At 62.3% G+C, this 26,519-nt stretch carries 20 protein-coding genes; 8 read left to right on the top strand and 12 right to left on the bottom strand.

Going from position 1 to position 26,519, the window contains the following annotated elements:
* Positions 1-36 precede the first annotated feature (36 nt).
* From tssL to BW967_RS03880, 5 genes are read left to right on the top strand one after another with little or no spacing between them, the layout of a single operon-like run.
* Entirely contained in the window at positions 37-1,905 is a 1,869-nt protein-coding gene (gene tssL, locus BW967_RS19010; protein ID WP_076483745.1) for a type VI secretion system protein TssL, long form, read from the top strand.
* The gene (gene tssM / locus BW967_RS03895) at positions 1,902-5,504 is read left to right on the top strand and encodes a type VI secretion system membrane subunit TssM (protein WP_083951916.1); all 3,603 of its coding nucleotides are present in this window, start codon (positions 1,902-1,904) and stop codon (positions 5,502-5,504) included. Before tssL ends, tssM begins: the two co-directional genes overlap by 4 nt.
* A gap of 2 nt (positions 5,505-5,506) precedes the next feature.
* Entirely contained in the window at positions 5,507-6,322 is an 816-nt protein-coding gene (tagF, locus tag BW967_RS03890) for a type VI secretion system-associated protein TagF (protein ID WP_076483744.1), read from the top strand.
* Positions 6,309-7,058, top strand: a complete 750-nt coding sequence (locus BW967_RS03885; RefSeq protein ID WP_076483743.1) for a PP2C family protein-serine/threonine phosphatase — start codon at positions 6,309-6,311, stop codon at positions 7,056-7,058. Before tagF ends, BW967_RS03885 begins: the two co-directional genes overlap by 14 nt.
* A 7-nt stretch (positions 7,059-7,065) precedes the next feature.
* The gene (locus BW967_RS03880) at positions 7,066-9,150 is read left to right on the top strand and encodes a serine/threonine-protein kinase (protein ID WP_076483742.1); all 2,085 of its coding nucleotides are present in this window, start codon (positions 7,066-7,068) and stop codon (positions 9,148-9,150) included.
* A 3-nt stretch (positions 9,151-9,153) separates the two neighbouring features.
* Here BW967_RS03880 and BW967_RS18670 read toward each other — a convergent pair whose 3' ends face one another.
* The 5 genes from BW967_RS18670 to BW967_RS03855 all read right to left on the bottom strand — a co-directional run bounded on the left by BW967_RS18670 (position 9,154) and on the right by BW967_RS03855 (position 12,814).
* On the bottom strand, positions 9,154-10,572 hold the full coding sequence (locus BW967_RS18670) for a hypothetical protein (protein WP_076483741.1): 1,419 nt from the start codon (positions 10,570-10,572) through the stop codon (positions 9,154-9,156).
* Complete coding sequence (locus BW967_RS03870; RefSeq protein WP_076483740.1) at positions 10,569-10,973, bottom strand: ExbD/TolR family protein; 405 nt, start codon at positions 10,971-10,973, stop codon at positions 10,569-10,571. The genes BW967_RS18670 and BW967_RS03870 overlap by 4 nt, the downstream gene beginning before the upstream one ends.
* On the bottom strand, positions 10,973-11,428 hold the full coding sequence (locus tag BW967_RS03865; RefSeq protein WP_076483997.1) for an ExbD/TolR family protein: 456 nt from the start codon (positions 11,426-11,428) through the stop codon (positions 10,973-10,975). The genes BW967_RS03870 and BW967_RS03865 overlap by 1 nt, the downstream gene beginning before the upstream one ends.
* 13 nt (positions 11,429-11,441) lie before the next feature.
* Positions 11,442-12,080: a MotA/TolQ/ExbB proton channel family protein gene (locus BW967_RS03860; protein ID WP_076483739.1), complete on the bottom strand. Its 639-nt coding sequence runs from the start codon at positions 12,078-12,080 to the stop codon at positions 11,442-11,444.
* Between the two features lie 137 nt (positions 12,081-12,217).
* Positions 12,218-12,814 carry a hypothetical protein gene (locus tag BW967_RS03855; RefSeq protein ID WP_076483738.1) on the bottom strand — a complete coding sequence of 199 codons (597 nt, stop codon included), beginning with the start codon at positions 12,812-12,814 and terminating at the stop codon, positions 12,218-12,220.
* 154 nt (positions 12,815-12,968) lie between these two features.
* Here BW967_RS03855 and BW967_RS03850 point away from each other — a divergent pair, with 154 nt between their 5' ends.
* The 3 genes from BW967_RS03850 to BW967_RS03840 all read left to right on the top strand — a co-directional run bounded on the left by BW967_RS03850 (position 12,969) and on the right by BW967_RS03840 (position 17,569).
* A complete protein-coding gene (locus BW967_RS03850; RefSeq protein WP_076483996.1) occupies positions 12,969-13,361 on the top strand; it encodes a DUF1036 domain-containing protein in 393 nt (130 codons plus the stop codon).
* 92 nt (positions 13,362-13,453) lie between these two features.
* Positions 13,454-15,124 (top strand): hypothetical protein, encoded by a 1,671-nt coding sequence (locus BW967_RS03845; protein WP_076483737.1) that lies wholly within the window; start codon positions 13,454-13,456, stop codon positions 15,122-15,124.
* A gap of 3 nt (positions 15,125-15,127) precedes the next feature.
* Positions 15,128-17,569 (top strand): peptidoglycan DD-metalloendopeptidase family protein, encoded by a 2,442-nt coding sequence (locus tag BW967_RS03840; RefSeq protein ID WP_076483736.1) that lies wholly within the window; start codon positions 15,128-15,130, stop codon positions 17,567-17,569.
* A 19-nt stretch (positions 17,570-17,588) separates the two neighbouring features.
* On the opposite strand, the gene BW967_RS03835 is transcribed toward BW967_RS03840, so the two are convergent.
* From BW967_RS03835 to tssC, 7 genes are all read right to left on the bottom strand, one after another.
* Complete coding sequence (locus BW967_RS03835) at positions 17,589-18,053, bottom strand: hypothetical protein (RefSeq protein WP_139327791.1); 465 nt, start codon at positions 18,051-18,053, stop codon at positions 17,589-17,591.
* Between the two features lie 16 nt (positions 18,054-18,069).
* Positions 18,070-20,796, bottom strand: a complete 2,727-nt coding sequence (tssH, locus tag BW967_RS03830) for a type VI secretion system ATPase TssH (protein WP_076483734.1) — start codon at positions 20,794-20,796, stop codon at positions 18,070-18,072.
* Positions 20,797-20,804: 8 nt separating this feature from the next.
* On the bottom strand, positions 20,805-21,866 hold the full coding sequence (gene tssG / locus BW967_RS03825; protein WP_076483733.1) for a type VI secretion system baseplate subunit TssG: 1,062 nt from the start codon (positions 21,864-21,866) through the stop codon (positions 20,805-20,807).
* Positions 21,863-23,782, bottom strand: a complete 1,920-nt coding sequence (gene tssF / locus BW967_RS03820; protein ID WP_076483732.1) for a type VI secretion system baseplate subunit TssF — start codon at positions 23,780-23,782, stop codon at positions 21,863-21,865. Before tssF ends, tssG begins: the two co-directional genes overlap by 4 nt.
* Positions 23,779-24,393, bottom strand: a complete 615-nt coding sequence (locus tag BW967_RS03815) for a type VI secretion system baseplate subunit TssE (protein ID WP_076483731.1) — start codon at positions 24,391-24,393, stop codon at positions 23,779-23,781. The genes tssF and BW967_RS03815 overlap by 4 nt, the downstream gene beginning before the upstream one ends.
* Before the next feature lie 89 nt (positions 24,394-24,482).
* On the bottom strand, positions 24,483-24,977 hold the full coding sequence (locus BW967_RS03810; RefSeq protein WP_076483730.1) for an Hcp family type VI secretion system effector: 495 nt from the start codon (positions 24,975-24,977) through the stop codon (positions 24,483-24,485).
* Positions 24,978-25,027: 50 nt separating this feature from the next.
* On the bottom strand, positions 25,028-26,518 hold the full coding sequence (gene tssC, locus BW967_RS03805) for a type VI secretion system contractile sheath large subunit (RefSeq protein WP_097082257.1): 1,491 nt from the start codon (positions 26,516-26,518) through the stop codon (positions 25,028-25,030).
* Between the last annotated feature and the right edge of the window lies 1 nt (position 26,519).

Genomic DNA, 26,519 nt, shown 5'->3' with positions numbered 1-26,519 from the left:
GGGCAGAGGCGGCGCGTGAATGGGGAGGGCCGGGCCATGGCGCATGGCGATGATCGCGATAAGACGGTGATCGGGGGCGCGCTTCCGCCGCGACCCGATCCGAACCAGCCGCCCCGGCCCGTTGTGGCCCCGAACCCGGATGACCCCTATGCGCTGCGCCAGCCCCCCGCACAGGCGCCGCAAATGCCGGGCACCGAGCGCACGGTGATCGGCGGTGCCTTCAATCCGCCCGATCTGGCCATGCCCGGAGGCGGACAGGCACCACATCCCGGCGCCCCTCCCAATGCTTACCCCGGGCAAGCGTCCGGATTTCCGCCCAATGATATGGGGGCCGGGCAAAGCCCGGGGGAAAACACATGGCTGGGTGGGGGGCTGCCAGCCGCGCAACCCGGCCCCGGCATGATGCCGCAAACGCCGCCGCCAAGCCCCTATCCCCCGCAAAACCCTTATCCGCAACCAAGCGCCTATCCATCACAACCGCAGCCCTCTGCATGTCCTTCGGCGCCCCCGCCGCAACAGGGCTATGGTGCGCCACAGCAGGCGGGCTTTGGCACGGGACTTGGGCAGGGTATGGGCAGCCCCTTTGGGGCCGGCGCCGCGCAGGGCTTTTTCCCGGATGTTTCCACGCCGCCGGTGCAAACGCAAAAACGGGTTACAGCCCGGATTTCCTTGCAGCAGGCATTGCAGGCGGCGCGCCTTGGGCGCGGAAGTTCCACCAACCCGCTGATCGCGGCAGCGACCAACCTGCTGATTTTGTTTGGACGTTTGCGCACGGGGCTTGTCGATATGCAGGCGATGCCGCTGATGGAGCATGTCGCACGCGAAATCGACACGTTTGAGCGTAATGTCCTTTCGGCTGGCGTTGGCCCGCAAGAGGCGATGGTCGCCAAATATCTGCTGTGCGGCACCGCCGATGATATCGTGCAAAACCTGCCGGGCGCGGATCGCGGCGTCTGGGTGCAATATTCGATGGCTGCGCGCTTTTTCCAAACCCGCGAAACTGGGGTGGGCTTCTTCCAAGAAGCGGAGAAGGCGATGCAGTCTCCGCTGCAATATGCCAACCTTTTGGAACTGATGCTGACCTGCCTGTCGCTTGGCTTTGAGGGGCAATACCGCACCGCCCCCAATGGCGGCATGCAGCTCGCGCAAATTCGGCGCGCGATTTATGAAACGCTGCGCCGGGTGAAACCGCGCCCGAACGAAGATTTGTCGGTGCGCTGGTTGCCGGTGCTTTTGGGCGGACGGCGGCGGTTTGGGGGGGTGCCCGTTTGGGCCGTGGCGGGGATCGCTGCGGCGCTGGTGGTGGGCTTCTTTGCCACGCTTTCGACGCTGATCAACCGTGACGGGGCGATGGCGGCAGAGGCGCTCTACACCCTGCATCCGACCGAGGGCAAAATCGCGCTGGATGTGAAAACGCCCGACAAGCCGCTGGTGCCCTATGTTGCGCCCACCGCACAAAGCCAGTTGGAGCGGATGCGCGGGGCTTTTGCGCCAGAGATCGAGCAGGGGCTGGTCGATGTGGTGCTCAAAGGCGATGCCATCGCGATCCGGGTCGGCAACCTCTTGCTGTTTGAGAGCGGCAAAGCGGATGTGAAAGCGGAATTCGCGCCGCTTGCTGCGCGTATTGCCGAAGAGATCGAGAAGGAAGAGGGGCCGATCAAGGTCTGGGGCTATACCGACAGCATTCCGATGTCGGGCCGGGGGCGGTTCAAGACCAATCTGGAACTGTCCCAAGCGCGCGCGCAAGCGGTGCGCGATGTTTTGGCCAAAGGGCTCTCTGACCCAGGCCGGATCAGTGCCGAGGGCAAAGGCGAGGCCGATCCGATTGGGGATAATGCCACCGCCGAAGGGCGCGCGCAAAACCGCCGCGTGGAAGTGATGATCGCCAGGGAGGGCACGTTTTGAAACTCTTTGGTGTCAAACTTCCCAAAGCCAAGGGCAATCCGTGGATCTCAATCCCGCTGACGATCTTGGGCCTTGCGGGCCTTTGCGCGGCGATTTGGTTCGGCTTGCCGATGACGGGCCGCGAAGACCTGTCTACCGTCACCTTCCGTGCCGCGTTGATTGGCGGTGTGCTGGGCCTCGTGGTGCTGATCTGGCTGATCCGGTTTATCTTGCGCCGCCGCGCCGCGCGCAGGCTTGAAGCTGCGGTCGTGCCCTCTGGACCTGTGGGCGATGGCGAGGTTTTGTCAGAGCGCATGGCCGAGGCGTTGGAAACGCTCAAGAAATCGGGGGGGCGCAACTATCTTTATGACCTGCCGTGGTATGTGATCATTGGCCCGCCGGGGGCCGGCAAAACCACGGCCTTGATGAATTCGGGCATCGAATTCCCGCTGGCTGGGCAAGAGGGCGGTGCGGTCGCGGGCTTTGGCGGCACGCGCTATTGCGATTGGTGGTTTGCCGAAGATGCGATCTTGATCGACACCGCAGGCCGCTACACCACGCAAGACAGCGATGCCTCGGCCGATAGTGCCAGCTGGAATGCGTTCCTTGAATTGCTCAAGAAAACGCGCCCAGAGCAGCCGATCAATGGCGTGCTTTTGGCGTTTTCGGTTGAGGATATGCTCAACGCCGATGAAGAGGCCCGCGCCCGCCATGCAGAAATTGTGCGCGCCCGTTTGGCCGAAATTCATGAGGCGTTGAAGGTCGATTTCCCGGTCTATGTGCTTTTCACGAAATGCGACCTGATCGCCGGGTTCCGCGAGTTTTTCTCGAGCTTCAGCTTGGCGCGGCGCAATTCGGTTTGGGGCTGCACCTTCCAAAGCCGCGAGCGCAAGGCGCTGACCCATGAGGCGGTGCCCGAGGAATATGACCGCCTTGTCGCGCGCCTTTCGGATGAGGTGATTGATCGTCTGACCGAAGAAGGAGACGCCACCGCGCGCATCGCGATCTTTGGTCTGCCGGGGCAAATGGCGATGCTGCGCGAGCCAGTGGCCGATTTCCTGCGCCGGGTGTTTGAGCCGACGCGCTATGCCACCAATGCGATTTTACGCGGCTTCTATTTTACCTCAGGCACGCAAGAAGGCACGCCGATTGACCAAGTGTTGGGGGCGGTGGCACGCGCCGAGGGGGCTGTGGGCGGCATTGCGCCGGGCTTCATGTCGGGCAAGGGGAAAAGCTTCTTCCTGCATGATCTGCTGACCCGTGTGATCTTTGAAGAACGTGATTGGGTCAGCCATGACCGGGGCGCGGTGCGGCGCGACCGGATCCTCCGGGCCTCTGCCATCACCGCTATTCTTTTGGCGACGGTCGGGCTGATCGCGGGCTTTGGCATCAGCTATTGGCGCAACGCCGCGCTGATTGCCGTGGCGCAGGCGGAAACCGACGCTTATCGGCGCGGCGCGGGCGATGAATTGCGCCGCGATCTGATCGAAGATCCCGCTTTGGATGGCATCGTGCCAATTTTGGATGACATTCGCTCCATGCCGACGGGCTACGGGGTGGAAAGTAAAGGCGGGCTGCTGGATGGGCTTGGTCTGGGGCAATTGGGTCGGCTGTCGGTCGCGGCGGACAGCGCCTATTCGGATGCATTGGAGCGAATGCTTCGCCCGCGACTGTTGCTCTCGGTCGAACAGCAATTGCATGAACTGACCGACAACGCCGACGCGACCGGGGTGTACCGCGCGCTCAAGGTCTATTTGCTTTTGGGCGGGCAGGGCGAGCGCAATGATGATGCGACGATTGAAAGCTGGTTTGCGCAGGAATGGACGCAAGCTTACCCCGGCCCATCGCAAACCGATTTGCGCGACCGACTGCGCGGCCATCTTGCGGCGATGCTGAAGCTTGATTCCGGGCGCAATCTGCTCGTCGACTTGGACAGTGAATTGGTCAGCAAAGCCCGCCAAGCGATTGTGCAATTGCCAGTGGCCGATCAGGCCTATGCGGTGATTATGGATGGGGCAGCGGCCTCGGGGCTGCGCGATTGGTCTTTGGCGGATCGTACCGGCCCTGCCGCGAAGACCGTTTTCACCACCCGTGACGGCGCCGATCTGGATAGTATGACCGTGCCTGCCGCCTTCACCTATGAAGGGTTCTGGGGCTGGTTCTACCCGCAATTGGCGGAAGTGGCCGATAGTCTGCGCAAAGATCAATGGGTGCTTGGGGCCGAGGGGCAGCGCCCCGATTTTGAAGCGCAATTGGGCCGCTTGGATCGCACATTGATGGACCGCTATCGGTCCGATTTTAAAGCCGCTTGGGATAAGGTTTTGGGCAATCTCGCGCTCAATTCCTTGGTGGCGGATGAACCCGCTTATCGCACGCTTGGCGCGGCGGCCTCGGCCTCGGCTTCGCCGCTGTTGCTTTTGGTGCGGGAGGTGGATGCCGAGACCCGGCTCACGCGCGAGTTTGAGGGCTTAGATGGGCTGACGCCAGCGATGATGGCGCCGGGCGCTGTGGTCGATAGCGTGCAGGCCGATATGATCGAGCGGATGCGCGCGCGGTCGAGCGGGGTGCAGCGGATCTTGTTTGATGCGGTGATGGGCAAAGGCAAAGGGCAGGCGCGGTTGACGGGCGGCGGTGGCGAAGACCCGATCCGTGCCCCGATTGAGCGTATCGAAGAAGATTTCTCGATGTGGCATGAGCTGCTTTTGGGGGAAAGCGGGCAACGGCCGATTGATGCGATCTTGGGCAACCTGGGGGCAATCTGGAACAACCTGCGGCTTGCGCAGGCAGATCCGCAGCAAACTGCCGCTGTGCAGGCAGAGCTTCTCAATGCGCTGACGCAAAACAATTCGCAATTGCCCACGCCGATGGCCGATCTGGTGAATGAGGCGGAGAGTGATTTCCGCAAAGGCGCGTCGGATGCGAATCTAGAAGCGATGAACCGCGCACTGGCCGACCGGATCACCTATTTCTGCCGCGATACGATCAAAGCCTCTTTCCCGTTCTCCAACTCGAACCGGTTCCTGTCGATCGAGAACTTCTCAAAGTTCTTCGGCCCGGGCGGCGATATGGACAAGTATTTCACCGAATATCTGGCCCCGCATGTGGAGCGCACCTCCGATGGGCTGCGCTGGCGCGAAGATAGCCCGCTGGCGGATCGGCTTTCGCTGGCGACCTTACGCCAGTTTGAACGCGCTGAGCGTATTCGGCAGGCCTATTTCTCGGGTGGCGGCACTGCGCCTTCCGTCGAGATTGCGGTGACCCATGTCTCAAGCCACGCAACGGTGAAAAGTGCGATCTTGATGATCAACGACACCCGGATTGAAACGATCCCGCATGAGGTGCCGAAAACCGCCGTTTGGCCCGGCAATGGCAAGGTTACGGCGGTGCAGTTGAGCCCGAAGATTGATGGGCAAAACTCGCTTGGCTTCACCGGGTCTTCATGGACGATCATCCAGTTCATGAATGCGGCCGTGGCGCGCGAAAAACGGGGCGATACGACCCGTGCCACCTTCGTGGTGGGTGGACGCGATATCACCTATGACTTCACGATCAACGCGCTGACGAACCCTTTCACCATGCCCGAACTCAAGCAGTTCGAGTGCCCGGCCTCGTTGGATTGAGCATGGCAGGGGGGACGCGCGAGACCGGCTTACCTGCAGGGATCGGCTTTGCCGGGAAACACCCCGGTTTTGGCGATTTCATCGGCCTTGGGGTGGCCCCCGCGCTGCGCCATGCGCTTGATCATTGGCTGGAACGCGCGCTGCCCGAGGCGGCGAAAACGCTGGGCGCGGCGTGGGAACCGGTCTGGGACGCAAGCCCGGGCTTTGGCTTTTGGATTGGGGGGCAGGTGCTGGCCGAAAGCGGCGGGGCGGCGCTGCGCGGTTGGGCGTTGCCCTCGCGTGATAAGGTCGGGCGGCGTTGGCCGTTTCTGGTGCTCCAGCATCCCGCGCCCGCCGATCCGCCACCGCTTGCGGCGGACGATGGCTTTGCGGCGGCAGCGGTGCAGGCGGCACATTTGGCACGGGCGGCGCGCCCTGCCGATTTGGCCGGGCTGGCCCCCAGCTTCACGGCGCTCGTGGGGGGCTCCCCCTCAGCGGCAGAGGTGTCTTCGCTTCTTTGGGCGGTCAATCCTGCGCTGCCCGTGGCGCGGCTTTGGGCGGAGTTGGCGGTACATGATCACCGCCGCGCGGCAAGCCATAGTAGCTACATTTGGGCCGACCCAGCCCCCGGGCGTGCCGCCGCTGTGATGGCGGGCCCCGGCCTGCCCGAAGGGGTCGGGCTGGCGTGGATCTTGGCTGGTACGGCTGCCGAAGACAGCCCCGTTTCCGCGGACCCGGCCCCCGTCACAGCCGCCATGCCCGAGATCATGGATGATGAGCCTGTCACCCCCCCCGCCGACCCGGCGCCACCCCGGAGCTTCGACGATGTCCGAGACTGACCTTTTCCTGTTTGATACCGGTCAACGCACCGACGTTGGACGTGTCCGCGACCATAATGAAGATGCCTACCTTGCCCGCCCTGATGCGGGGCTTTGGGTGGTGGCCGATGGTATGGGCGGTCATGCGGCGGGGGATTTTGCCTCGCTTGCGATCACCGGAGAGCTTGGTCAGATCGGTGTGCCGGGCTCATTGGATGACCTGCAAGCGCGGGTGTTTGAACGTCTTGGCCGCGCAACCATGGCGATCCGTTCGCGTTCGCAAGCCTTGGGTGGGGCCACGGTTGGGGCCACGCTGGTGGCGCTGCTTTTGTATGAAGACGAATTTGCGTGCCTCTGGGCGGGCGATAGCCGGGTTTACTTGATGCGCGGCGGCACCCTCTTTCGTCTGACCGAAGATCATACCGAGGTGCAGGCGCTTTTGAACGCAGGCGCGATCACCGAGGCAGAGGCGCGCACATGGCCGCGCCGCAATGTCATCACCCGCGCGATTGGCGTGACAGACCTGCCAGAATGTGAGCGGAGTTCCGGGCGCGTTGAGGCTGGGGATTTGTTCATCCTGTGCTCGGACGGGCTGACGGGCCATATCGAAGACAATGAGATTGAACAAATGGCCAAGGCCCCGAGATCGGCGCAGGCTTTGTGCGATGAACTTGTCGCGTTGACGCTGGAGCGGGGCGCGCATGACAACGTGACGGCTGTGGCGGTGCGCTGCCACCCGGCGCCGGTTCTGGATTGAGGGCAAGATGAGCGAAGAGCAAAAAAAAGCTGTACGGCCCGAAAACAACCTTGTCGGGAAAGTGCTCAACAACAACTACCGCATTGACCGACTGATTGGCGCGGGCGGTATGGGCGAGGTTTATGAGGGGGAGCACCTCTTCACGGGCAACCGCGTCGCGATCAAGGCGGTGCTGCAATCGCTCTCGCATGACGAAAAGGTGCTGAGCCTTTTTAAGCGCGAAGCCCGCATTCTGTTCAAACTGACCGACGAGGCGATTGCGCGTTATCTCGACAGTTTCCATGAGCCGGTGGTGGATCGCTACTGCTTGGTGATGGATTTCATCGACGGGGTGCCGCTGTCTGACCGGATCAAGCTGGGCGAGGTTTTGACCGAGGCCGAGGCGCGTCGGCTGATGAGGCGAGTCGCGGTGGCGCTGGATCGTGCGCATAAGCTAGAGATCGTGCACCGTGATCTTTCGCCCGACAATATCATGCTGCGCGGGGGGAATGTGGACCAAGCGGTGCTGATCGATTTTGGCATCGCGCGGTCGGCCACGATGACGGAAGGCACGTTGCATGGCCAATTCGCGGGCAAGTTCAAATATGTCTCGCCCGAGCAATTGGGCCATTTTGGCGGCGAGGTTGGCCCGCGCACCGATATTTATGGCCTTGCGCTGCTGATTGCGGCGGCGTTGCGCGGCAAGCCGCTTGATATGGGCTCGTCGATCGTCGAGGCCGTGAATGCGCGCCGGGCGATCCCGGCGCTTGATGGCGTGCCGCCGGGGCTTGCGCCGCTTTTGGCGCATATGTTGGAGCCTGATCCGGTGAATCGCCCCGCAGATATGGGCGCGGTGGTGCGGCTGCTGGACGAGCCGCGTTTGATCCCCGGTGTCTATGGGCAATGGGGCGGCGCGATGGATGGGGGCGATGATCGCACGGTCATTGCCACGCCCATGCAGATGACAGGCGCGGGCAGCAGCCTGCCGCCGGGCACTTTGCAGACTGCGGGATTGCAAACCGGGGGTATGCAGACGGGCGCAAGCCAAATGCCTGGTACGGCGACGAGCTATCCGCCCCCCGGGTCCATGACGCCTGCATCTATGGCCCCGGCCTCCATGGCGCCCGGGCAAATGGTCACCGGCGCAACGACTGGCGGCGGAACTTTCACCGGCTTGCCCAAGACTGAGCCTGTGTCCGAAGCGCCGCCTGCGCGCAAAAAAGGCGGCGGGCTGCCGATTGTTCTTGGGCTTTTGGCGCTGGCGGGGGCTGTCGGGGCAGGCTGGCTATACATGCAGGGCAAACTGCCGATCCCGGGGCTGCCCAAGCCACCTCAGATCACCGAGGAAACCACGCCCGAACCGGAGCCGAAACCGGTCGAAACCACAGAGGCGACGCCGCCAGAAAGCGTTACGCCGCCTGCCGTCGATCCCGCTCCGGCGCCGGAAAGACCGCAACAGGTCAATGCCCCCGCGCTTGGCCCGCCCAATGCTGCTACGCGGGAAGGGTTTTTGGCAGCCTATCGCGCCGAAGAACCTTGCAGTTTTGCCACGCGCATCACCTCTGGTGGCAACAGTGGAAAGATTGCGGTTTTTGCCGATGCGCCGGGCAAACTGCCTGCGATTTCGCAAGCCTATGCGGGGACTTTCGGGGCGGCGCCCACGGTGCTTGAGCAACAGGTGACCACAGCGCAATGCCCGGTTTTGGAATTGATGCGGGGCCTGCAAGGCCGCAAGGCTGACGCGCCTTTGGTCACGCTCGATGCCGATGTGGTGCCCTCGGGCGGGTCGGTGATTGGGCGGATTGCCAATTTGCAAGGCCGCACGCTTTGGCTGTTTCTTGTTTCTGGGACGGGGGCCGTTTTCGATCTGACAGACCGGATCGAGCGGCAGCCTGATGGTTCGGCTTTGCTGGCGATTGGCCTCAAATCCGACAGTGACAAGCCCGAACCGCAATTGATTGTGGCGCTGGCCTCGCCGCGCGCGCTTGTGACGGCGGGCACCGCAGCGCCGGGCGTTCCTGCGGCAAGCTTGATCCCGGCCGTGGCGGCAGAGATCACCACGCGCAAGCTGGAGGTCGGTGCACAGGCGGCCTTTTTGACGCTGACGCCCTAAGACTTAGCGCAGATCGAAGGGGAGCACGGCAATCGCCGCGCCTTCGCCCAGTTCTTTTTGCAGCGCGGGGAAGAAATCCTCCGCGTAGCGCCCGGCCAAGTTGGTGACGGTATCAAGCCGTTTCGGAGTGGCGAGCGCGATCAGCATTTGGCTGGTATCGCGCGCATCGCCATCGCGGGTGACAGGCACGTCAAAGGTGATTTTCCCGCCCGAAAACTGCAAGAACCGGCGCAGATCTTGCACCACGCCATTGTCATCCACCAACAAAAGCGCGGTTTGTGTCCCGCTGGGCGCGCCCTCAATCGAGCCAATCAGCCGCCCGCCCGAAAGAACCTGTGTGCTGACAAGGCCGAGCGAAAGACCAAAGGCCGGATATTCGCCGCGCGCGCGCAAGAAGTTCACCGCCGGGCATTGGCGATTGTCGACCAAGACCGCGCGGCTGGAGATCGGGTCGGCCTCTGGGTCTTGTGGATCGGGCAAAACCGCATCGGCATAGCCCACCATTGAACGGTCGCGGTCCGACAGCATCACCACGCTCGGCGCTTGCCCCGCGCCAAGTTGCGGAAGGGCGATCAGGCAAGAATCGCCAAATTGTTTGCGGATGCGCGACACGAGCCGTCGCAGAGCCTCGGCATCGGGGCTGGGCGGCGGCGGGGCCACGATCGGTTCGCCCAAGCGTGGGCGCACCGGCGCCGCAGGTTCCGGAACCGACACGGCAGGCGGAACCTCGGCAGGTGCGGGATCTACTGCTTCGGGGGCTGGTGGCTCTGGTTCTGGGATTGGGTCACTTTCGGGAAGGATATCCGGTGCCACCGTCGCCAATTCGAGCGGTGGAAGCTCAATCTCTGGCTGTTCAGGTTCCGGCAGCGGGGCTCCGGGGCCGGGCCCCGGCTCAGCGCCGCCCTCTGCACCTGCTGGATCTTCTTCTGGCAAAAGCGGGTTCGCGGTTTCTTCGGGCGGTGGTGCGGTGGGCTCTGGGGCGGGTTCGGGCTCCACAGGCGGCTCCGGTTCTGGCTCCGGTTCCGTCACTTCGGGCTCCGGGGTCGGTTCAGGTTCGGGCAGAGCCTCCGGTTCTGGCTCTGGTGTCACCTGTGGTGGTGGTTCCGGTTCGGGGGCTGGGTCCGGGATTACCTGCGGTTCCGGTGGTGGCTCAGGCTGGGCTTCTGGTTCCGGCTCCGCTTCGGGAGGCACGGGGTCAGAAGCAGAGGTGCCGTCGCCTTCAAGCTGTGCCAATTGATCTTCGGGCACGATCAGGCTGGCGACGGTGATTTCGGCCGTCAGCGCCGGGGTAGGGGGCGCGAGCCAGCCTTGCCACGGGATCACATCAAAATACGCGGCTAGGGCGCCACCATGCAGCGCTGTCGCCCCTAAGAAGGCCGAGGCCCACCATCCGCTGCGTTCTCGATACAGAAGCGCGCTCATGGCGCCTCCGTCTGGGTGCGCAGGGTTACAAGGCGCAGCCGCACGCCTTCAAGTTCGGGCCGTGCCAGAACCGCCCCCAAAACCGAGGCATCGGCATGGCGGTTGACCAGAAGATGCAGCACCGGCGGTTGCGGCAATTCACTGATCGCCACGCCCAACAATTCGGGGGCAAGCTCGCGGCCATCCAGTTGCCACGCGCCCGATCCCGTGATCACCAAAAGCGGCGACGGCAGCGCATCAAGCGGCAATTCCGAGGTTTCCGCGAGTTCAATCTCCGGGTCGACCGGGTTCAAAAGCCGCCCCGTGACCAGAAAGAAGAAGATCAACAAGAGCACGATGTTGACGACAGGGAAGGAGAAATCCAGCCGCACCCGTGCATGCGGTTTGGGTAAGGGGCGCATCAGCCAGCCTCCCCGGTGACGATCTGCACATCGGCAACGCCCCCTGCCGAGAGCGCCTCAAGCACCACGACAAGGTCTTGCACGCTGCTGCCCTTGCGCAAAATAAGCAGCACTTTCGGCGCCTCTTGCTGTTTCAATGCGCCGACCATCAACGGCAATGTGTCAAAGCCGAAGCGCTGGCCATTGGCGATCACGAACCCCGGCTCAATGCTCCAAAGCGCGCTGCTATCAGGCCCCGTGTCGGCCACCAATGCCGCGAGCGAGGGCGCGGTGCCACTGCCGCTTGTCAGGGGCGGGCCGGTGCGCAGGTCAATCAGCGAATAGGTGGATAGCGAAGACGAGAGCATGAAGAAGATCAGCAATTGCATCATCGCATCGGCCAGCGGCATCAGCGTAAAGCCGTGGCGCCGCTCGGAGGCGGGGAGTTTGCCAGTGCTGCCGAGGGTGTCGAGCATCGCCGTGCCTCCCTCAGCGCCCACCCTTGGCGGATTTCGCCTCGATCCGGCCATGGATCGCCGCAGAGATCAGGGTTTCAATCGTCAGCCGTTCCCGCTCGATCCGGGCCTCCAACCAGTTGGCGATGAAATAGGCCGTCAGCGCAATCGCAAGCCCGGTCGCGGTGGTGGTGAGCGAGGTCCAAATGCCCGAAGCCAATTGCGCGGGATCGGCGGCACCACCCGCATCGGCAAGCGTTGCAAAAGCTTGGATCATACCGACCACGGTCCCCAAAAGCCCGAGCATCGGCCCGGCTTGAATGACCGTTTCCAAGACCCGCATCCGCGAGGACATCGCGGTGAGTTCAATGAGCGCGGATTGGCGGCCCAATTCTTCGGCATAGGCAGAGTCATTCGGGCGCGCGCGCAGTGCCGTTAACGTGCCTTGCAGCACCCGGCCCAGCACGCAGTCGCGTTTGGATGCGGCGCGCATCGCCTCATCAGGGCGGCCTCCAAGCCAAGCATCAAGGATCGCTTCGGCCTTTTTCAATTTGCCAACGCCCAGCCGATTGAACTGGATGATCTTGAATATCGCCACCGTTGTTCCGACGAGTGACAGCATTCCAAGGGCGGAAAAGACAGAAATCGTGGTGATCGCGGAGGCGGACGTCATCGGCAAAGGTCTCCGGATAAAGGGCAGGCAGAATCGGACGGGCAGAGAAATTCCCGCGTAACCCCTCGATTGGATAGCGGGCAGGCGACAAGATGCAATCTTTTTGAACCCGCATCAGCGGGTGGGGTCGGGGTTGTCTATCGGTAGACGCCCGTCCTCCATGGGTTGAAATCGGGTTGATCCGTGCGCATTCGCCGCAACGCAGGAGCAGAGGCCGGTTCTGCCGCGTCAAAATCTGGCAGCGGCGTGATCATATCATCGGGCGAGAGATAGGGCGCAACATAGCCCGTCGTATCGTCTTGCGCGATGGGGCCTCCGCGCCACGGGGCGGGCACGGGGCGTGGCCATTCGGCGCGTTCGGCCGCCGTATAACGCCGGGGCGTGAGCGGCACGGATTGTTCGGCAATGGCGATGGCGGGCAGATGCAGCGGCGCCAAAGCAGTTGATGCGCTCGCCGGAAGGTTTGCGACCAGAACAGGCGCGGCGGGCATTTCGAGCGCGGCAGGTGAAAGCTCTGGCCGCGCCTCCTCAGCGCTGGGCGCTGTGGGGGAGATAAGCCGGATCGGTGCCGGAGCGAGCGCAGGCGCATCGCTCAAAGCGGCGGTTTCGATCCGCAGTTGCGGCCCTTCGGCTTGCGGTTGCTTGGAGAAATGATCTTGGGAAGTCGCAAGGAATGCTGCCCCGGAAACCCCGGAGACTAAAGCCGTCACCATCATGCCAAAGGACTTGAGCATTGGGTTCGCTTTCGTATTTTGTTGGGTATTATTATCTACTCGATCAGGCTGACTTTATCATTAAGAGCGTTTTTTCTCAACTTTGCGGGCGACGCGCGGGAAAGGTGTTGCAGAAGTGTTGAGCTTTGCCAGGCTGGAAAAAAAGGGCCGTGTGATGGCGGCGGCGCTTGCGCTTTGGGCGGTGTTTTGCCCGCCCGCAACAGCCGGATTTCAGGTCTGCAATCAGACGCTTGACCTTGCCAATGTAGCGATCGGCCAACCCGATGGGGTGGGGTTCGAAAGCCGGGGTTGGTGGAAGATTGGCCCCAACCAATGTGCAGAAGTGATCCGAAAGCCAATTGCTGCGCGGTTTTTGTATGTTTTTGCGACCGATATTTTTGGCAAAGAACTGCTCTCTGGTTCGGTGCCGTTATGCATTGCGCCGAAGCGTTTTGTGATTGAGGGCGAATCAGATTGCGCGTTGCGCGGCTATGTTGAAGCGCCTTTCATCGAGGTCGATACCGGCGACAATGCAGATTGGACCCTGTTTTTAAGGGCCACACCATGAGCCGGGCCGGGAAGGAATGGGCTTCGATGTGGCCGCGAAAGCGTTTTTCACCTAAACTAAGCACAGTCGTTTTGCGTGCCGGAGGGGTGTCTATGCACCTGCGCCAGTGTCTTGCCGTGGTTGCTTTGGGGCTGGGGATGACCCTGCCCGGCGCAGCCGCATGGGCGCAAGACCGTGTGGGCTATGTGCTCGTGACGACGAAAGCGGGCGGGGGCGAGCTAAAGCAGGCGCGCCAAGACGGGATGGCCGTTTCGCGCGCGATGATCGGGGCCGGTGTCACTGTGATCCGGCGTGAAAATGCGGATCCTGCGAATTTCGCCTTTGGGACGGTCGCCCCGCTGACGATCCTCTATTTCTCTGGCCCGACTTTGGCGCAAGGCGGCGAGACATGGCTTTTGGCGCCCGGCGCGCAAAGCCAAACCGGTGGACGGCCCGAAGGGTGGCCCCTTAGCGCGACGGTGAAGGCACTCAAAGCGCGTGGGGCGCTGCAGGTCGTGGTGGTGATTGAGGGGTGTCACACTGCAGGCTCAGGGTTCGCGGAACTTCCGGCTCCGCCGCCCGCCTTTGCCCCGGAGCCGGAGGTCGACGCGGCCACCGATGCTGCCCCGGAAAATGCGCCTCCCGCTCTGCCGCTGTTACCCCGCGTCGATCCTTTGGCGGAAACCGTTTTCTTTTTACCCGCGGACCCCGCGCAAGGCTGCCCGGCAGAGGCCACAGGGGAACCCCGGCTCACAGATCGGTTCTTGAGCGCCTTGGGCAGTGGCCGTTCCGATTTGGCCGAGGCGTTTGCAGCGGCCCCCGGTGCGGGTTGGGCTGACAATCGCCTTTTGCACCGCCTGCCTGCGCCCGTGGCGCAAGTGGCCTCAACGGGTGTTGCCGCGCCTTATGCGGATCGCGCCGCGCTTTTGCGGAGCCTTCCGCCCGAGCAGGCAGAGGAATTGGCCGCACTTTGGCAAAAGCTTGATGCGATGCCGCGCGCTGCGGGGGGCAGCGGCACGATCTTGACGACGCCTTCGGGCACTGGGCCGGTCTCCCCGCTCACCACGCCGTCCCCGGTTTCGCCTGTGTCGCCGGTAAGCCCCGTTTCGCCACTGGTGCCTGCGCCTGCGGTCACACCCGCTGCGGTGCGACCGGGCGGGGGCTTGCGGATCGTGGATGTCTCGGCGCGGGTCTTGCTGGCTGCACGGCCAACGGCGGAGGGCTTGCCGCGTCCTTCTGTGATTGTGGGGCAGATTGCGCCGACCGAAGCCGCATTTCGCCCCGATGAAGATATCCCCCTGACCCCAGAAGAGCCGCAGGCTTTGACCATTTCGGGCCTTTCAGCCGAGGACCGCGCTGCGATGCGGGCGGAAGATGCCACCGCTTTTGCCGCTGTGGTGGAGAGCGGTGCCTTTGATCCGCCGCCGGGGCAGTTGGTCGCCGCGATCCAAACCGAATTGCAGCGCATGGCCTGTTACACGGCGCGGGTGGATGGGCAGTGGGGCAATGGCTCGCGCGGGGCGGTGGATCGGTATTATGCGCAACGCGGCACGCAAGCGCCCACGCGTGAGCCCACCTTGGTGCTTTGGCGCCATATTCTGACGGCGGAAGATGTCACTTGCCCGGCGCCGGTGCGGGCTGCGGCACCGGCTGCGCGCACGGCCCCGGCCACCACGACGCGGCGCACCACGCCTGCGGCCACGGCTCCTGCCGCCCCAGCGGCCCGGACTGCGCCTTCGGGCGGGATCGACGCCGGGGCTTTGGGGCGGGGTGTGATGCGCTAGGCGATGTTTGAGGTCGACCCCAGCTTTCAAACGGGCCGTCGCAAGGCGCTGTCGCGCCATCGCCGCCGCCGTGCGCGGCAGGTTTTGCTGTTCGGCATTTTGCCTTTGGCCCTGATACTGGTGGGGGCCGCGTTCTTTGTCGATCTGCCGGGCCTTGCAGAGCGTGCGCGGCTCGCGCTTCTGGGCGGGGCGGAAGAGACGATGGTGCAGGTGGCCAGCGATGATGTGGCGGCCCCGGTGGTGCAGGGCAATGCTTTCATCAATATCGCGGGCGACCCCACTTTGTTGCGCTTTGCCAAGGCCGGCGCAAAGGCGCGCGTGGTTTCAACCTCGGGGCCGGGGGTGATGTCGATCACCCGTTTTGGTTTGCCCGAACCCGGTCGCTTTACCGTCTTTGAAGATGAGCTTGTGCCCACCTCGCGGCAGCTGATGATCGCGCTGCCTTCCAGCCGGGAGGATTTTGCCCTGTTCTTGGCGCAGCGCGATGCCGCAGAGGGGCAGATGGCCAGCCCCGCCGTGTTGGGCGCTGCAGATCGGGCCGAACTGGAAGCGATTGATACAGACGTTGATCTGGGCGCGCCCGATGCGGTTTACGGGATTGCCCTGCCTGCGGTCGAAGCTGCAGGCGGGCAGGTGCCGATCCCCGATATTTTGGCCTTACCGCAAGAGACGGTACCGGACATTTTGGCAAACCCCGCCGCGCTTGAGGCCCCCCCCCCCGCTGAGGAATTGGCGACCTCTGTGGCCTATGTTCGCCCCGAGGCCGCGCGGCGTGCGCTTTTCGAAGATGAGGTGATCTTGGCCGAGGTCGAGCAACCCTTGGCGGGGGTGCTTGCAGGCAAGGGCGTGGTCGGGGCGGAAGACCTCGCTCCTCAACTGGCCGCTGTGCTTGACGGGATCGATCCTTTGCCTGTGGGCGCCATTTTGGGGCTGCGGCTCTTGCCCGAGGGCGCTACGGGCAAGCTGCTCTCGGTGCTTTCGCATTATGATGCCTCGGGCTTTCGTGGCTCGGTTCGGATTGACCCGGCGGGCACGATTTCTCCTGCGACCGATCCTTGGGTGCGCGACAACCTGCCAAGCCTTGCACGCGCTGGCACGGATGGAGCGGAAACCGGCGGCGTCGCAGGCACGAACTCGGGCTTTCGGTTGCTGGATGCCATCTATTCGGCCGCAATTCGCAATGGAGCCTCTACCGAATTGGCGGGGGAGTTGATCGCCATCCTTTCCAAAGGGCAGGAGTTGGAGCGCTCCGCGCAGGTGGGTGATCGGGTAACATTGGCCTATGCAGCGCGCCCCGGACCGGGGGGCACGGCTGCGGGGCAATGGCTGTTTGTGGGCGTCAAGCCCGCGAAAGGCGGCGCGGGTTTTCGCTGTTATGTGATGCCTGATCCGAGTGGTGGATTTAAATGCCGCGTGCCCGGAGGCACGGCGGGCGTGAGCCCTGGTGGTGGGCAATTTGTGACCCCGGTCGCGGGGATTTTGACCTCCAAATTTGGCCCACGACTGCATCCGATTTTGAAAACGATGCGGCTTCACGCCGGGATCGACTGGGCCGCGCCCACCGGCACGCCTGTTGTGTCAACCGGGGCTGGAAAGGTGAAATTTGCAGGGGTTGATCGTGGCTATGGCAACCTTTTGATCATTGGCCATCCCGGTGGTTATGAAAGCCGCTATGGCCACCTGAGCCGTTTTGAGCCGGGCATCACCACTGGCGCGCTGGTGCAAGCGGGGCAAAAGGTGGCCGAGGTGGGCTCCACCGGGCTATCGACCGGGCCGCATTTGCATTTTGAACTCCGGCAGTCTGGTACGCCGGTCGACCCGATGCCGCTTTTGTCGGGCGCAGTCGCGGCGGCGGTTTCAGGCTCGGATGCGGTGGAATCTTTGGTGGCGCGGATTGTGAAGGTGGAAAGCGGCGGGCGCGCAGATGCGAAGAACCCGCTGTCCACCGCAACCGGGCTGGGCCAGTTCATCGAAAGCACATGGCTGCGGATGATGCGCGACTATCACCCCGATTTCGTCGCAAAAATGAGCCGGGCAGAACTGTTGGCTTTACGCACGGACCCGACGCTCTCGACCGAAATGGTGAAACGTCTGGCGCAGGAAAACGAAGCCTATCTGCGCGCGCGTGGCCATCAGATCACTTCGGGGCGGCTTTATCTGGCGCACTTCTTGGGGCCGGAGGGCGCGAGCCGGGTGCTGTCGGCAGGCGATGCCGATATGATCGCCGTGGTCATGGGCGCGGGGGTGGTCAGCGCCAACCCGTTCTTGCGAAACTATACCGTCGCCGATCTGAAGGCTTGGGCGGCCCGCAAGATGAACGGCCCGGGGGCGACAATCATCGCCGCGCCGGCGGTGGAAGACCCGCCCGAGGTGAAGGCCTTCATCGCGCTCGCCGATCAAGTGGTGGGCGCGCTGGGGCCGGAGCCCGCGAGACGCGCCAATTGATCTCTTTGACCGTGCGCGCTCAGCGTCCGGTGCCGGTATCAAACGCCTCCCGGACGGCTTTCTCGAAGCCCTTGCGCACGACATATTCTTTGATCATGCCTGAGGTGACCATTTTTGCGATACCACTGCCCACCATCTTGACGCCACGCGCGAAATACACCGCGTAGATCCCATCCAGCAGCAGGCCGCGCGCGAAGTTGAGGTAGATCTGTGCGGCCATCTGCGGAAAGCTGCTGTCACGCATAATCACATCGGGCTCAATGCGCGCTTGCATCGCAACTTCGGCCACAGACCGACCCTCTACCGAGATAGGCGAAAGCTTTGAGGCGAGCCATTCCGCCGCCGATACCTTGCCATCTTGGTTGCCATCACGGTCATCATAAAAGCCGATCACCGTCACCACCTTGTCGCCAATGAAGCCCACGGCCCCAATCGGCTCTGGCCCGAATTTCTTGATCAAGACCCATTCAATATCTTTCGCCATTGCAATTTCCTCCTCGTCAGACCGGTTCTGCGGGTTCGGCCGCAGCAACAGCACTATCGGCTTCCTGTGGGGCATTAACCCGGGTGGCACCGGGGGCCGTTGCACCGTCAAACCGATAGTCAAACTCGCCATCCTTCAGCCCAATCTCGACCTCGGTCATTTTGTTGCCGGTGACCATGCGCCCCAGCACTTGGCGTGACAGGTCCGGCAAGATCGAATTGGTGATGATATTGTCGATCATCCGGCCACCGCTGTCCGGGTCGCGGCATTGCTCGATGATGTGGTCGAGCACGTCTTGGCCATAGGTGAGCTTGGCCCCATGCGCATCATGCAGGCGTTTGGCGACAGAGCCCAGTTTAAGCCGTGCGATACCGCCCAACACCTCTGCCGAGAGCGGGAAATATGGGATGGTGACAATCCGCCCCAAAAGCGCGGGCGGGAAGAACTTGAGCAGCGAGGGTTTGAGCGCCGCTTCCACCACCTCGGGTTCGGGCGTTAGCTTGCCTTCATCGGCCATCTGCATCACCACCTCGGTGCCGACGTTGGAGGTAAGCAAAATTAGCGTATTGCGGAAGTTGATCGGGCGGCCATTGCCGTCTTCCATCATCCCTTTGTCAAAGACTTGGAAAAAGAGTTCATGCACATCGGGGTGGGCTTTTTCGATCTCGTCCAGCAGCACCACCGAATAGGGTTTGCGCCGCACCGCCTCGGTCAGGCGTCCGCCCTCGCCATAGCCGACATAGCCCGGAGGCGCGCCTTTGAGCAGACTAACCGAATGCGCCTCTTGGAATTCGCTCATATTGATGGTGATGACGTTTTGCTCGCCACCATAAAGCTGTTCGGCGAGCGCCAGCGCGGTTTCGGTTTTGCCCACGCCCGAGGGGCCGCAAAGCATAAAGACCCCAATCGGCTTGTTCGGGTTGGAGAGCCCCGCACGGGAGGTTTCGATCCGCTTGGCGATCATTCGCAGCCCGTGGTCTTGGCCGATCACGCGTTCTTTCAGGGTTTCCGAAAGGTTCAGAATAGCCTGAAGTTCATCGGCCACCATCCGGCCCGCCGGAATCCCGGTCCAATCCGAAATCACTGAGGCGACCGCCTGCTCATCGACATGGGCATAGACCATACGATCATCGGGGTTGGTGGCGGCCAGTTTTTCCATCCGCTCCATCATCTCGGCGCGCAAAGCCTCGACATCAAGCTCTTCGCCCGGTTCGACCATGGATTTGCGCAGTTCGACGATCTTATCGACCAGTTCCTTTTCGGCGGCATGCATCGCTTCAAGGTCCAATAGCTGGGCTTCAAGCTTCGCTTTTTCGGTCTCGGCCTCGCCCAGCCGTTCTTCATTGCCCTCGCCCAAATCGCGTTCAGACAGTTTGCCTGCAATCTCCGCATCAAGCGCCGCAATGCCCGCGCGCAAATCGGCAATGCGGGCAGGGGTGGTGGCTTGGCTCACCGCCACACGGGCGGAAGCGGTATCAAGCAAAGAGACCGCCTTATCGGGCAATTGCCGCGCCGGGATATAGCGCGCGGAGAGCTTCACGGCCGCGACAATCGCCTCGTCCGAGATGCGCACGCCGTGGTGTTTTTCCATCGGTTCAAGCGAGCCGCGCAGCATGTAGCAACAGACATCGACGGTGGGTTCTTCAACATGCACAGGCTGGAAGCGGCGGGTAAGCGCCGGGTCTTTTTCAAAATAATTGCGGTATTCGGCATGGGTGGTGGCGCCAATGGTCCGCAAGGTGCCGCGCGCCAAGGCGGGCTTGAGCAGGTTCGCCGCATCGCCCGTGCCTTGCGCGCCGCCCGCGCCCACGAGCGTATGGGCCTCGTCAATGAACAAGATGATCGGCTTGGGGCTCGCTTGCACCTCGTCAATCACCGAGCGCAGGCGCTGCTCGAATTCCCCCTTCATCGAGGCGCCCGCCTGCATCGCGCCAATATCAAGCATATGCAGCCGGATGCCTTTCAGACCGGGGGGCACATCGCCCTTCGCCAGCGCTTGGGCAAAGCCCTCGACCACGGCGGTTTTGCCAACGCCCGCCTCGCCCGTCAGGATCGGGTTGTTTTGGCGGCGGCGCAGCAAAATGTCGATCACTTGCCGGATCTCATCATCGCGGCCCACCACCGGGTCGAGTCGTCCCGCCTCGGCCTCGGCGGTCATATCCACCGAAAACCGTCCCAAAGCGGTGGCGGCACCGGGCCCACCCTCGCCATCTGCGCCAGCCGCCGAACTGCCAAGGCCCGAGCCATCCATCGGGCGCATCTGTTCTTCTTCAGAGGCGGCCCAAAGGCGGCGGCTTTCCTTGCCCAATAGATCGGCAGACAGCGCCGAAAGCTGCGGCGCGGCTGCGGTGATTTCGCGCTTCAGATGCGTATCATTCAACGCGGCAAGCAGCATATGCCCGGTGCGAATTTGCACCTCGCCAAAGAAGAGCGTCGCATAGGTCCAGCCATGGTTGAGCAGATCGGCCAGCCGGTCCGAAATGCCGGGCGTTTCTGTGACGTTCTTTTGCAGCCGCGCCATCGCTTGATCGAGCGATTTGAGCACCGCGCCCCGGTCCACGCCGGTTTCGCGCAACGTGACCGCAATATCGGCGTTTTGGTTTGAAAGCGCATGAAACAGCCAATGGATCACCTCGACATGGCGGTTGCCCTCGCCACGCGCGTGGCGCATCGCCTGAATGAAGGCGTCATAGCCAGCGCGGTTCATCTTGCCAGCATATTTCTCAATGGTGATTTCTGTCATGGCGGGCCTCAAGCTGCGACGTGTGTCTCGGTTGCGGTCGGTGATGAAAAGTCGAGAAGATATTCCGCCACCGGAACACAATGGTCATCGTCCGGGGCGAAGGTGGGGGAAAGGGCGGCCATCCAGCCAAGCTCGGCGGTTTGGCCAAGGCGGGCAGGCGGAATGGCATTGGCGGGGAGTGACAGGCGCAGCGTTACCGCGACTCGGTCGCGCAAATACCAAAAGACCAAATCGGTCAGGCGGCGATGCGAGGGGCCACCGGGCAGGTAATCGCGGTAGGCCTGCAAGCTGTCCACCTTGACCGAAAGCGTGATGCGGTCATTCACGGTGCGGATACGCGCGCCCAAAAACATATCGCGCCCCAAGCGGCTGCCGCGCAGCCCCATGCTGTTGCGGTCTTCGGGTTCGATATCGATCCAGCTCGGGCAATGTTCGATCACCTCAATCGGATCGCCTAACAGCCGTTCTAGGATTTGCCGCAGACGCACGGGGGAGCGATCCCGCCCATAGGCCAGCCCGGCCACATGCACGCGGGCGCTGTCTGGCACGCTGTCGCGCCCGCTCATCGCAGGTGTGCCAAAGCCGATGAGGGCGGCCAGAAACCCCGCAAAGCGATCTTCTTCCGGGCGGTCATGCTGGCTAATCGCATGGCTGTCTGACCAAGCGCGGAAGAAAAGCTGTTGAAACCGGGCAGACAGTAAATCGGCAAAGGCAGTGAACCCATCTTCCCCCGCCGCCTGCCAGCGCAGGGCTTCTTCGGTGGTGGAAAGCGGCAGTGCGCCTTGCGGGCCAAAGAGGCCAATCACCTGCGAGCGCAGCCGCCAGCGCCCGCGGGCATCTATCGAAACGGCGGATAGATCGTTATCGGGAAAGGCAAGATAGGGGTCTTGGCCGATATCGACCAATTCGTCTTTGAGTTGTTTGTTGCGGCCAATGCGCGGCAGATCCGGGCGGGACCGTTCCAAGAACCGTAACAGCGCGAAAAGCCCGTAGCGGCCCGCAGCATCGCGCGCGGCCTCATCGGCATCGGGCGTATCAGGGCCGGGAACGGGAACGCGCTTGTGGCTCATATCAGCGGCCCCGATCCAGTGCGCGGCGGCCAGACATGCACCTGCCCGCGCTGGCGTGAAACAATCACCGTTTGGGTGAAGCTGTTGACCGGGGCATAATCGGCCAAGAACCGGTCGATCAGCGCGCCAATCCCAATGATGCCGGAGCCCTCCCACGCCTCTTCGTCGAAGGTGATGCGAACCTCCGTGCCGCGCGCCGGGTAAAACCCATCGGCGCGGCGGATCATCCGGGTGACGGGCCGGGTCGCCAGCCCCTCAATGCCACGGATTTGCCGTGCGGTCGCCCCATCGGATTGGTCACAAAAGAGCGACAGCATCTCGCGCAGCCCGGCGGCACCCGCCTCTGGCCCCTCGCGCCCATCAAGCCCAAAGGCCCCAAGCGCAAGGTAGCTGATCAACCGCCAGTTCACATCGCCTTGCATAACATGATGCGGCCCGCCAGCGTCCAAAACGGCAAGCGGCTCGCGCGGTGGCGTGGGCTGGGTCAAACAGGCAAAGCGGATCGTCACATCTTCTGTCAGATGGAAATCATCGCGGTTTTCACCGATCGGCAGATATTCGGTCAGATGGCGGTTTGAACACAGCGCCCGGATCGCGATGCGCTGCACGGCATCGGCTTCATCGGTAAGTGGGGGTTCATGCAGCGCGATGAAGGTCTCGGTCCCCAGATACCTTGCGCGGCGGCCAAAGCGTTGCTCATCTTCCGTCAGGCGCCGTTCGCGACGGCGCGTGGTGAAGTACAGCGCTTGCCGCGGGTTCGCCTCCCCATCGGGCAGACCGTAAAGCGGCAGCACCCGCTGCCGGGTCGCGCGGCCGGGGTAATGCGCATAGACATCGGTGATGCGGATCACCTCATAATGGGTCGAGGGGCTTGGATCGGGCGTCACAATGTAATCGGCGCGCTTTCGGTCGGGGCGGACGTGGCTGGCCCCCTCGTCAAACAGGTTGATCGCGGGCGCGGCATGCAGCATCACCGCCTCTGGCCCAAGCCGCGCCGAGAGCACGGGCTGCACCCGATCAAATTCAAAGATCAGTTGCATTTTGTCTGAGGTGACGCGGGCAATCGCCTGCGCCAGCCCCTCAAGTTGCAAGCCCAGATATTTGCGCGGAAAGGCGAGCCCCTCACGCAATTCGGCAAAGCCTTCAAAAAGCCGCCCATCATGCGGCACCAGCCGCTCTTTTGCGCCAAAGCCAAGCTGCGCCACGCAATCAGGATCCAGCCGCAGAAAGGTCGGGTCGCCATACGTATCTAGCCAGCGCAGGCTGATCCGGGCGCGATTGCAGAAGAATTGCTCGTAAAGCATCACCGCTTCAGCGAGCGGCCCGCCCAGATGCATCCGCAATCGATCAAGCGGCAGCGTGCCAATGGGCTCACCCGCATCGCCTTGTCGGGAAAGCGAAATGGAAAGCGCCGCGCGGGTGGTTGGGGCGGCATCCTGCCCAAGGGCGGAGACTTCGGCTGCCGTACCCAAATAGGCGATCTTTTCAATCTCAAGCGGCCAAAGCTCAATTTCAGACCCTAGCCGGAAACGGCACGCCACCCGGGTTTCGGCATCCAAAAGCCGTGCATCAAGATACGAGCCCGCAGGAATTTTCTTGCCGGTTTCCAGTTTGTCCGGGTCCGCGCCGTGGGCTTGCACCATCATCATCGCGGGCAAAGGCTCTAGCAGGCCGGGCATGAATTGTTCGAGCAATTCATCGGTGAAGCCGCGAAACTCTTCGCGTTGCTTGAGCTGGACCCGCGCTGCGAGGAAGGCAGTCCCCTCTAACAGCCCGGCGATGCCGGGGTCGGTATTGTCTTGCAGCAACCCGCCCAAGCGTTCTGCGATGCCCGGATATTCCGCCGCAAATTCCGCCGCACGCTCGTAAAGCAGCGCGAGTTCATCGTTATAAGTGTCGCGGAATGCCTTTTTCATCTGCCCCCCTGCATCCCACGCATCCGTATCTTGCCTGCACCAACGTCAATTTCGGCGGTGAAGCCCACGGGCACATCGGCCGGATAGGCGCGGATTTCAGCCTCGATCTGATAGGTCAGTTTCTCTGTGCGGGTTTGATCTTGTTCGCCAAGCGTGACGGAGAGCGTGTCGGGGTTGAGCCGTGGCTCACGCTCAATCAGCGTGCGGCGGATTTCTTCGGCAATCGCCAATTCGGCCCGCCGCGAGCGGGCAATCGCCGTCAGATCCAGAAAGCCATGGTTGATCACCGAGCGGCGCACATTGGGCTGATTGTCGAGATTGATGACGGAATCGAGCCGGATCGTGTTCATCAAGCTCGCAAGGTCAATCGACAGATGTCGGCGCAAATCTTCGGGCGAGACCCCTTCGCGCGCCAGCCGCACCATCGGCGGGGTGGTGGTTTCGCCGTCACTCGACAGCGCTTGCATCGTCGATTTCCGCGAGCTGCCAGTTTCGGCGCACAGGCGAAAGACATGCATCACGGAAAGCTGGCGGCGGGCACGGTCACGCTGCTTGAAACCGCTTTGCGGAGTGCGTCCCGAGCCGGACGCCGAAGAAACGGGCTGTCGCATCGCGGCTGTCCGGTGCTTTGAAATAACAAGGAAGAGATGCGGCACATAAGGTGCCGCATCCTGTCATGCTGCGCGGTTGCGCAAATGGATCAGCTCCATTCCTCGTTTTTGGCGATGTCCCAGCCGGTCGTGCTTTCCGGACCCGCAGCGCCAGACTCTTCTTGCAGCGTGTAGGTAATCTGGAATTTGCGGAAGTTCAGCGTCAGCGTTTCCTGAATCCGGTCCAGACCATCTTTCGAGCCGCCAGTCTGGTAGGAGGTGATCATCACCATCTCCATCTTCAGCTTGAAGTACTCGACCGGGGCCTTGCCGCCCGCCTTCCGCACGATCAGCTCGGCTTCCTCAATATGCTCGCCTGAGGTGCAGCGTTTGATCAGGTCATTGGAGGCAAGGTCGACATATTTGGTCAAGGTGATGTCCGACACATTCACCTTGCCGCCGCCACCGCCGCCGCCAATATGGGTGGTGCCCGACTGGGTCATGCCCCAGGACCAGGCCAGAACGTCAATGTTGTCCGCATAGGTCGTGTCTTGCGACTCGCCTTTGATATTATTGGAAAGTTTCAGAAAGATATCGACAGACATGGTAAGCTCCGTTGATTAGGCAACACTCGAATGGTCACTGCTTTGGTTGATCACTTGTTGTTGGGAAGCTTGGAGACGAGGCTCATGCCAATATCCATGCCTTCCAGTTGGAAATGCGGTTTTAGGAAGAAACGCCCCATATAGTAGCCGGGGTTTTCCTCGTCCTCCAGCACTTCGACTTTTGCGGCGGCGAGTGGTTTCTTTGCCTTTTCGGCTTCCGAAGCGGTATCCGGGTTGCCCGCAACATAGCGGTTCACCCAGCCTTGCAACTCGGTCTGTAGTTGCACCCGTGTGGGCGCTTGACCGATTTTATCGCGCACCATGCATTTGAGATAATGGCTGAAGCGCGAAACCGCGAAGATATAGGGCAGGCGTGACGACATATTGTCCGAGGCGGTCGCCAGATCGTCTTGGTATTTCTTCGGTTTGTAGAGCGTTTGCGCGCCGATGAAGGCGGCTTTGTCGGTATGTTTACGGTGCACAAGCGGCAACAGACCCGCCGCCGAAAGCTCACCTTCGCGCCGGTCCGTGATGGAAACTTCGGTGGGGCATTTGAGGTCTTTGGAGCCATCGCCGGTTTCAAACACATGGGTCGGCAGGCCCAGCACCTCACCGCCCGATTGCACGCCACGAATGCGCACCGTCCAGCCATATTCTTTATGGGCGCGGTTGATGTTCACCGCCATCGCATGGGCGGCGTTCATCCAGCTATATTTCTCGCCCTTATGGCCGTCGGTATCCTCTTCAAACGAGAATTCGGCGACTTTCATGGTCGAGTCTTGGCTGTAGGGTTCGCGCGCCAAAACGCGCGGCATGGTCAGCGCGATGTAGCGCGAATTTTCGCTGTCACGCAGGCCGTTCCAAGCGGCGTAATCGGGGGTTTGGAACATTTCCGAGATATCGGGTGGCACGCCGATCTCGTTCCAGCTGTCCATCCCCAGAAGTTCGGGCGCGGCGGCCGAAATGAAGGGGCAATGCGCGGCTGCTGCGATCTTGCCGATATCTTTCAAAAGCGCCACATCGGCAGAGCCGAAACCGAAGTAGTAATCGCCCACGAGCGCACCAAAGGGCTTGCCGCCCAAAGTGCCAAATTCGGCCTCGTAGATCTTCATGTTCAGCGGGCTCTTGTCCCAGCGCGCGCCGGGATAGGCGCGGAACATGCCTTCCAGTTCCGATTTGGAGATATTCATCACCTTGACGCGCAAGGTGGCATCGGTTTCGGAATTGTTGACCGTATAGGCCAGCCCGCGCCATGCGGATTCCAGTTTTTGGAATTCGGGATGGTGCAGGATCTCGTTCATCTGTTCGGTCAGCTTCTGATCAAGGCTGGAAATGACCGATTGCAGCGTGTCGAGCGCATCGCCCGCCACCAGTTCTTGATCGCCCATGACCTCGCGCACCAGCGCCGAAACGGCGTTATCCACCTCACGCGAGGCTTCTGTGGTGCGCGGCTTTATCGTTTGGCGCAGCATTTCGGAGAACTGATCGAGTTCGGACAGATCACCGGCTTGGGCTTCAGCTTGGGTTTCCATTTCGGCCATC

It is taken from the genome of Rhodobacter aestuarii (genome assembly GCF_900156655.1).
Classification (GTDB): domain Bacteria; phylum Pseudomonadota; class Alphaproteobacteria; order Rhodobacterales; family Rhodobacteraceae; genus Rhodobacter; species Rhodobacter aestuarii.
This window is presented reverse-complemented; position numbering and strand designations above follow the sequence as displayed.

Bases quoted from the DNA above. Each gene is read 5' to 3' on its own strand.
- tssL (WP_076483745.1), top strand. From the start codon at position 37: ATGGCGCATGGCGATGATCGCGATAAGACGGTGATCGGGGGCGCGCTT.
- tagF (WP_076483744.1), top strand. From the start codon at position 5,507: ATGGCAGGGGGGACGCGCGAGACCGGCTTACCTGCAGGGATCGGCTTT.
- BW967_RS03885 (WP_076483743.1), top strand. From the start codon at position 6,309: ATGTCCGAGACTGACCTTTTCCTGTTTGATACCGGTCAACGCACCGAC.
- BW967_RS03880 (WP_076483742.1), top strand. From the start codon at position 7,066: ATGAGCGAAGAGCAAAAAAAAGCTGTACGGCCCGAAAACAACCTTGTC.
- BW967_RS18670 (WP_076483741.1), bottom strand. From the start codon at position 10,572: ATGAGCGCGCTTCTGTATCGAGAACGCAGCGGATGGTGGGCCTCGGCC.
- BW967_RS03870 (WP_076483740.1), bottom strand. From the start codon at position 10,973: ATGCGCCCCTTACCCAAACCGCATGCACGGGTGCGGCTGGATTTCTCC.
- BW967_RS03865 (WP_076483997.1), bottom strand. From the start codon at position 11,428: ATGCTCGACACCCTCGGCAGCACTGGCAAACTCCCCGCCTCCGAGCGG.
- BW967_RS03860 (WP_076483739.1), bottom strand. From the start codon at position 12,080: ATGACGTCCGCCTCCGCGATCACCACGATTTCTGTCTTTTCCGCCCTT.
- BW967_RS03855 (WP_076483738.1), bottom strand. From the start codon at position 12,814: ATGCTCAAGTCCTTTGGCATGATGGTGACGGCTTTAGTCTCCGGGGTT.
- BW967_RS03850 (WP_076483996.1), top strand. From the start codon at position 12,969: ATGGCGGCGGCGCTTGCGCTTTGGGCGGTGTTTTGCCCGCCCGCAACA.
- BW967_RS03845 (WP_076483737.1), top strand. From the start codon at position 13,454: ATGCACCTGCGCCAGTGTCTTGCCGTGGTTGCTTTGGGGCTGGGGATG.
- BW967_RS03840 (WP_076483736.1), top strand. From the start codon at position 15,128: ATGTTTGAGGTCGACCCCAGCTTTCAAACGGGCCGTCGCAAGGCGCTG.
- BW967_RS03835 (WP_139327791.1), bottom strand. From the start codon at position 18,053: ATGGCGAAAGATATTGAATGGGTCTTGATCAAGAAATTCGGGCCAGAG.
- tssH (WP_076483734.1), bottom strand. From the start codon at position 20,796: ATGACAGAAATCACCATTGAGAAATATGCTGGCAAGATGAACCGCGCT.
- tssG (WP_076483733.1), bottom strand. From the start codon at position 21,866: ATGAGCCACAAGCGCGTTCCCGTTCCCGGCCCTGATACGCCCGATGCC.
- tssF (WP_076483732.1), bottom strand. From the start codon at position 23,782: ATGAAAAAGGCATTCCGCGACACTTATAACGATGAACTCGCGCTGCTT.
- BW967_RS03815 (WP_076483731.1), bottom strand. From the start codon at position 24,393: ATGCGACAGCCCGTTTCTTCGGCGTCCGGCTCGGGACGCACTCCGCAA.
- BW967_RS03810 (WP_076483730.1), bottom strand. From the start codon at position 24,977: ATGTCTGTCGATATCTTTCTGAAACTTTCCAATAATATCAAAGGCGAG.
- tssC (WP_097082257.1), bottom strand. From the start codon at position 26,518: ATGGCCGAAATGGAAACCCAAGCTGAAGCCCAAGCCGGTGATCTGTCC.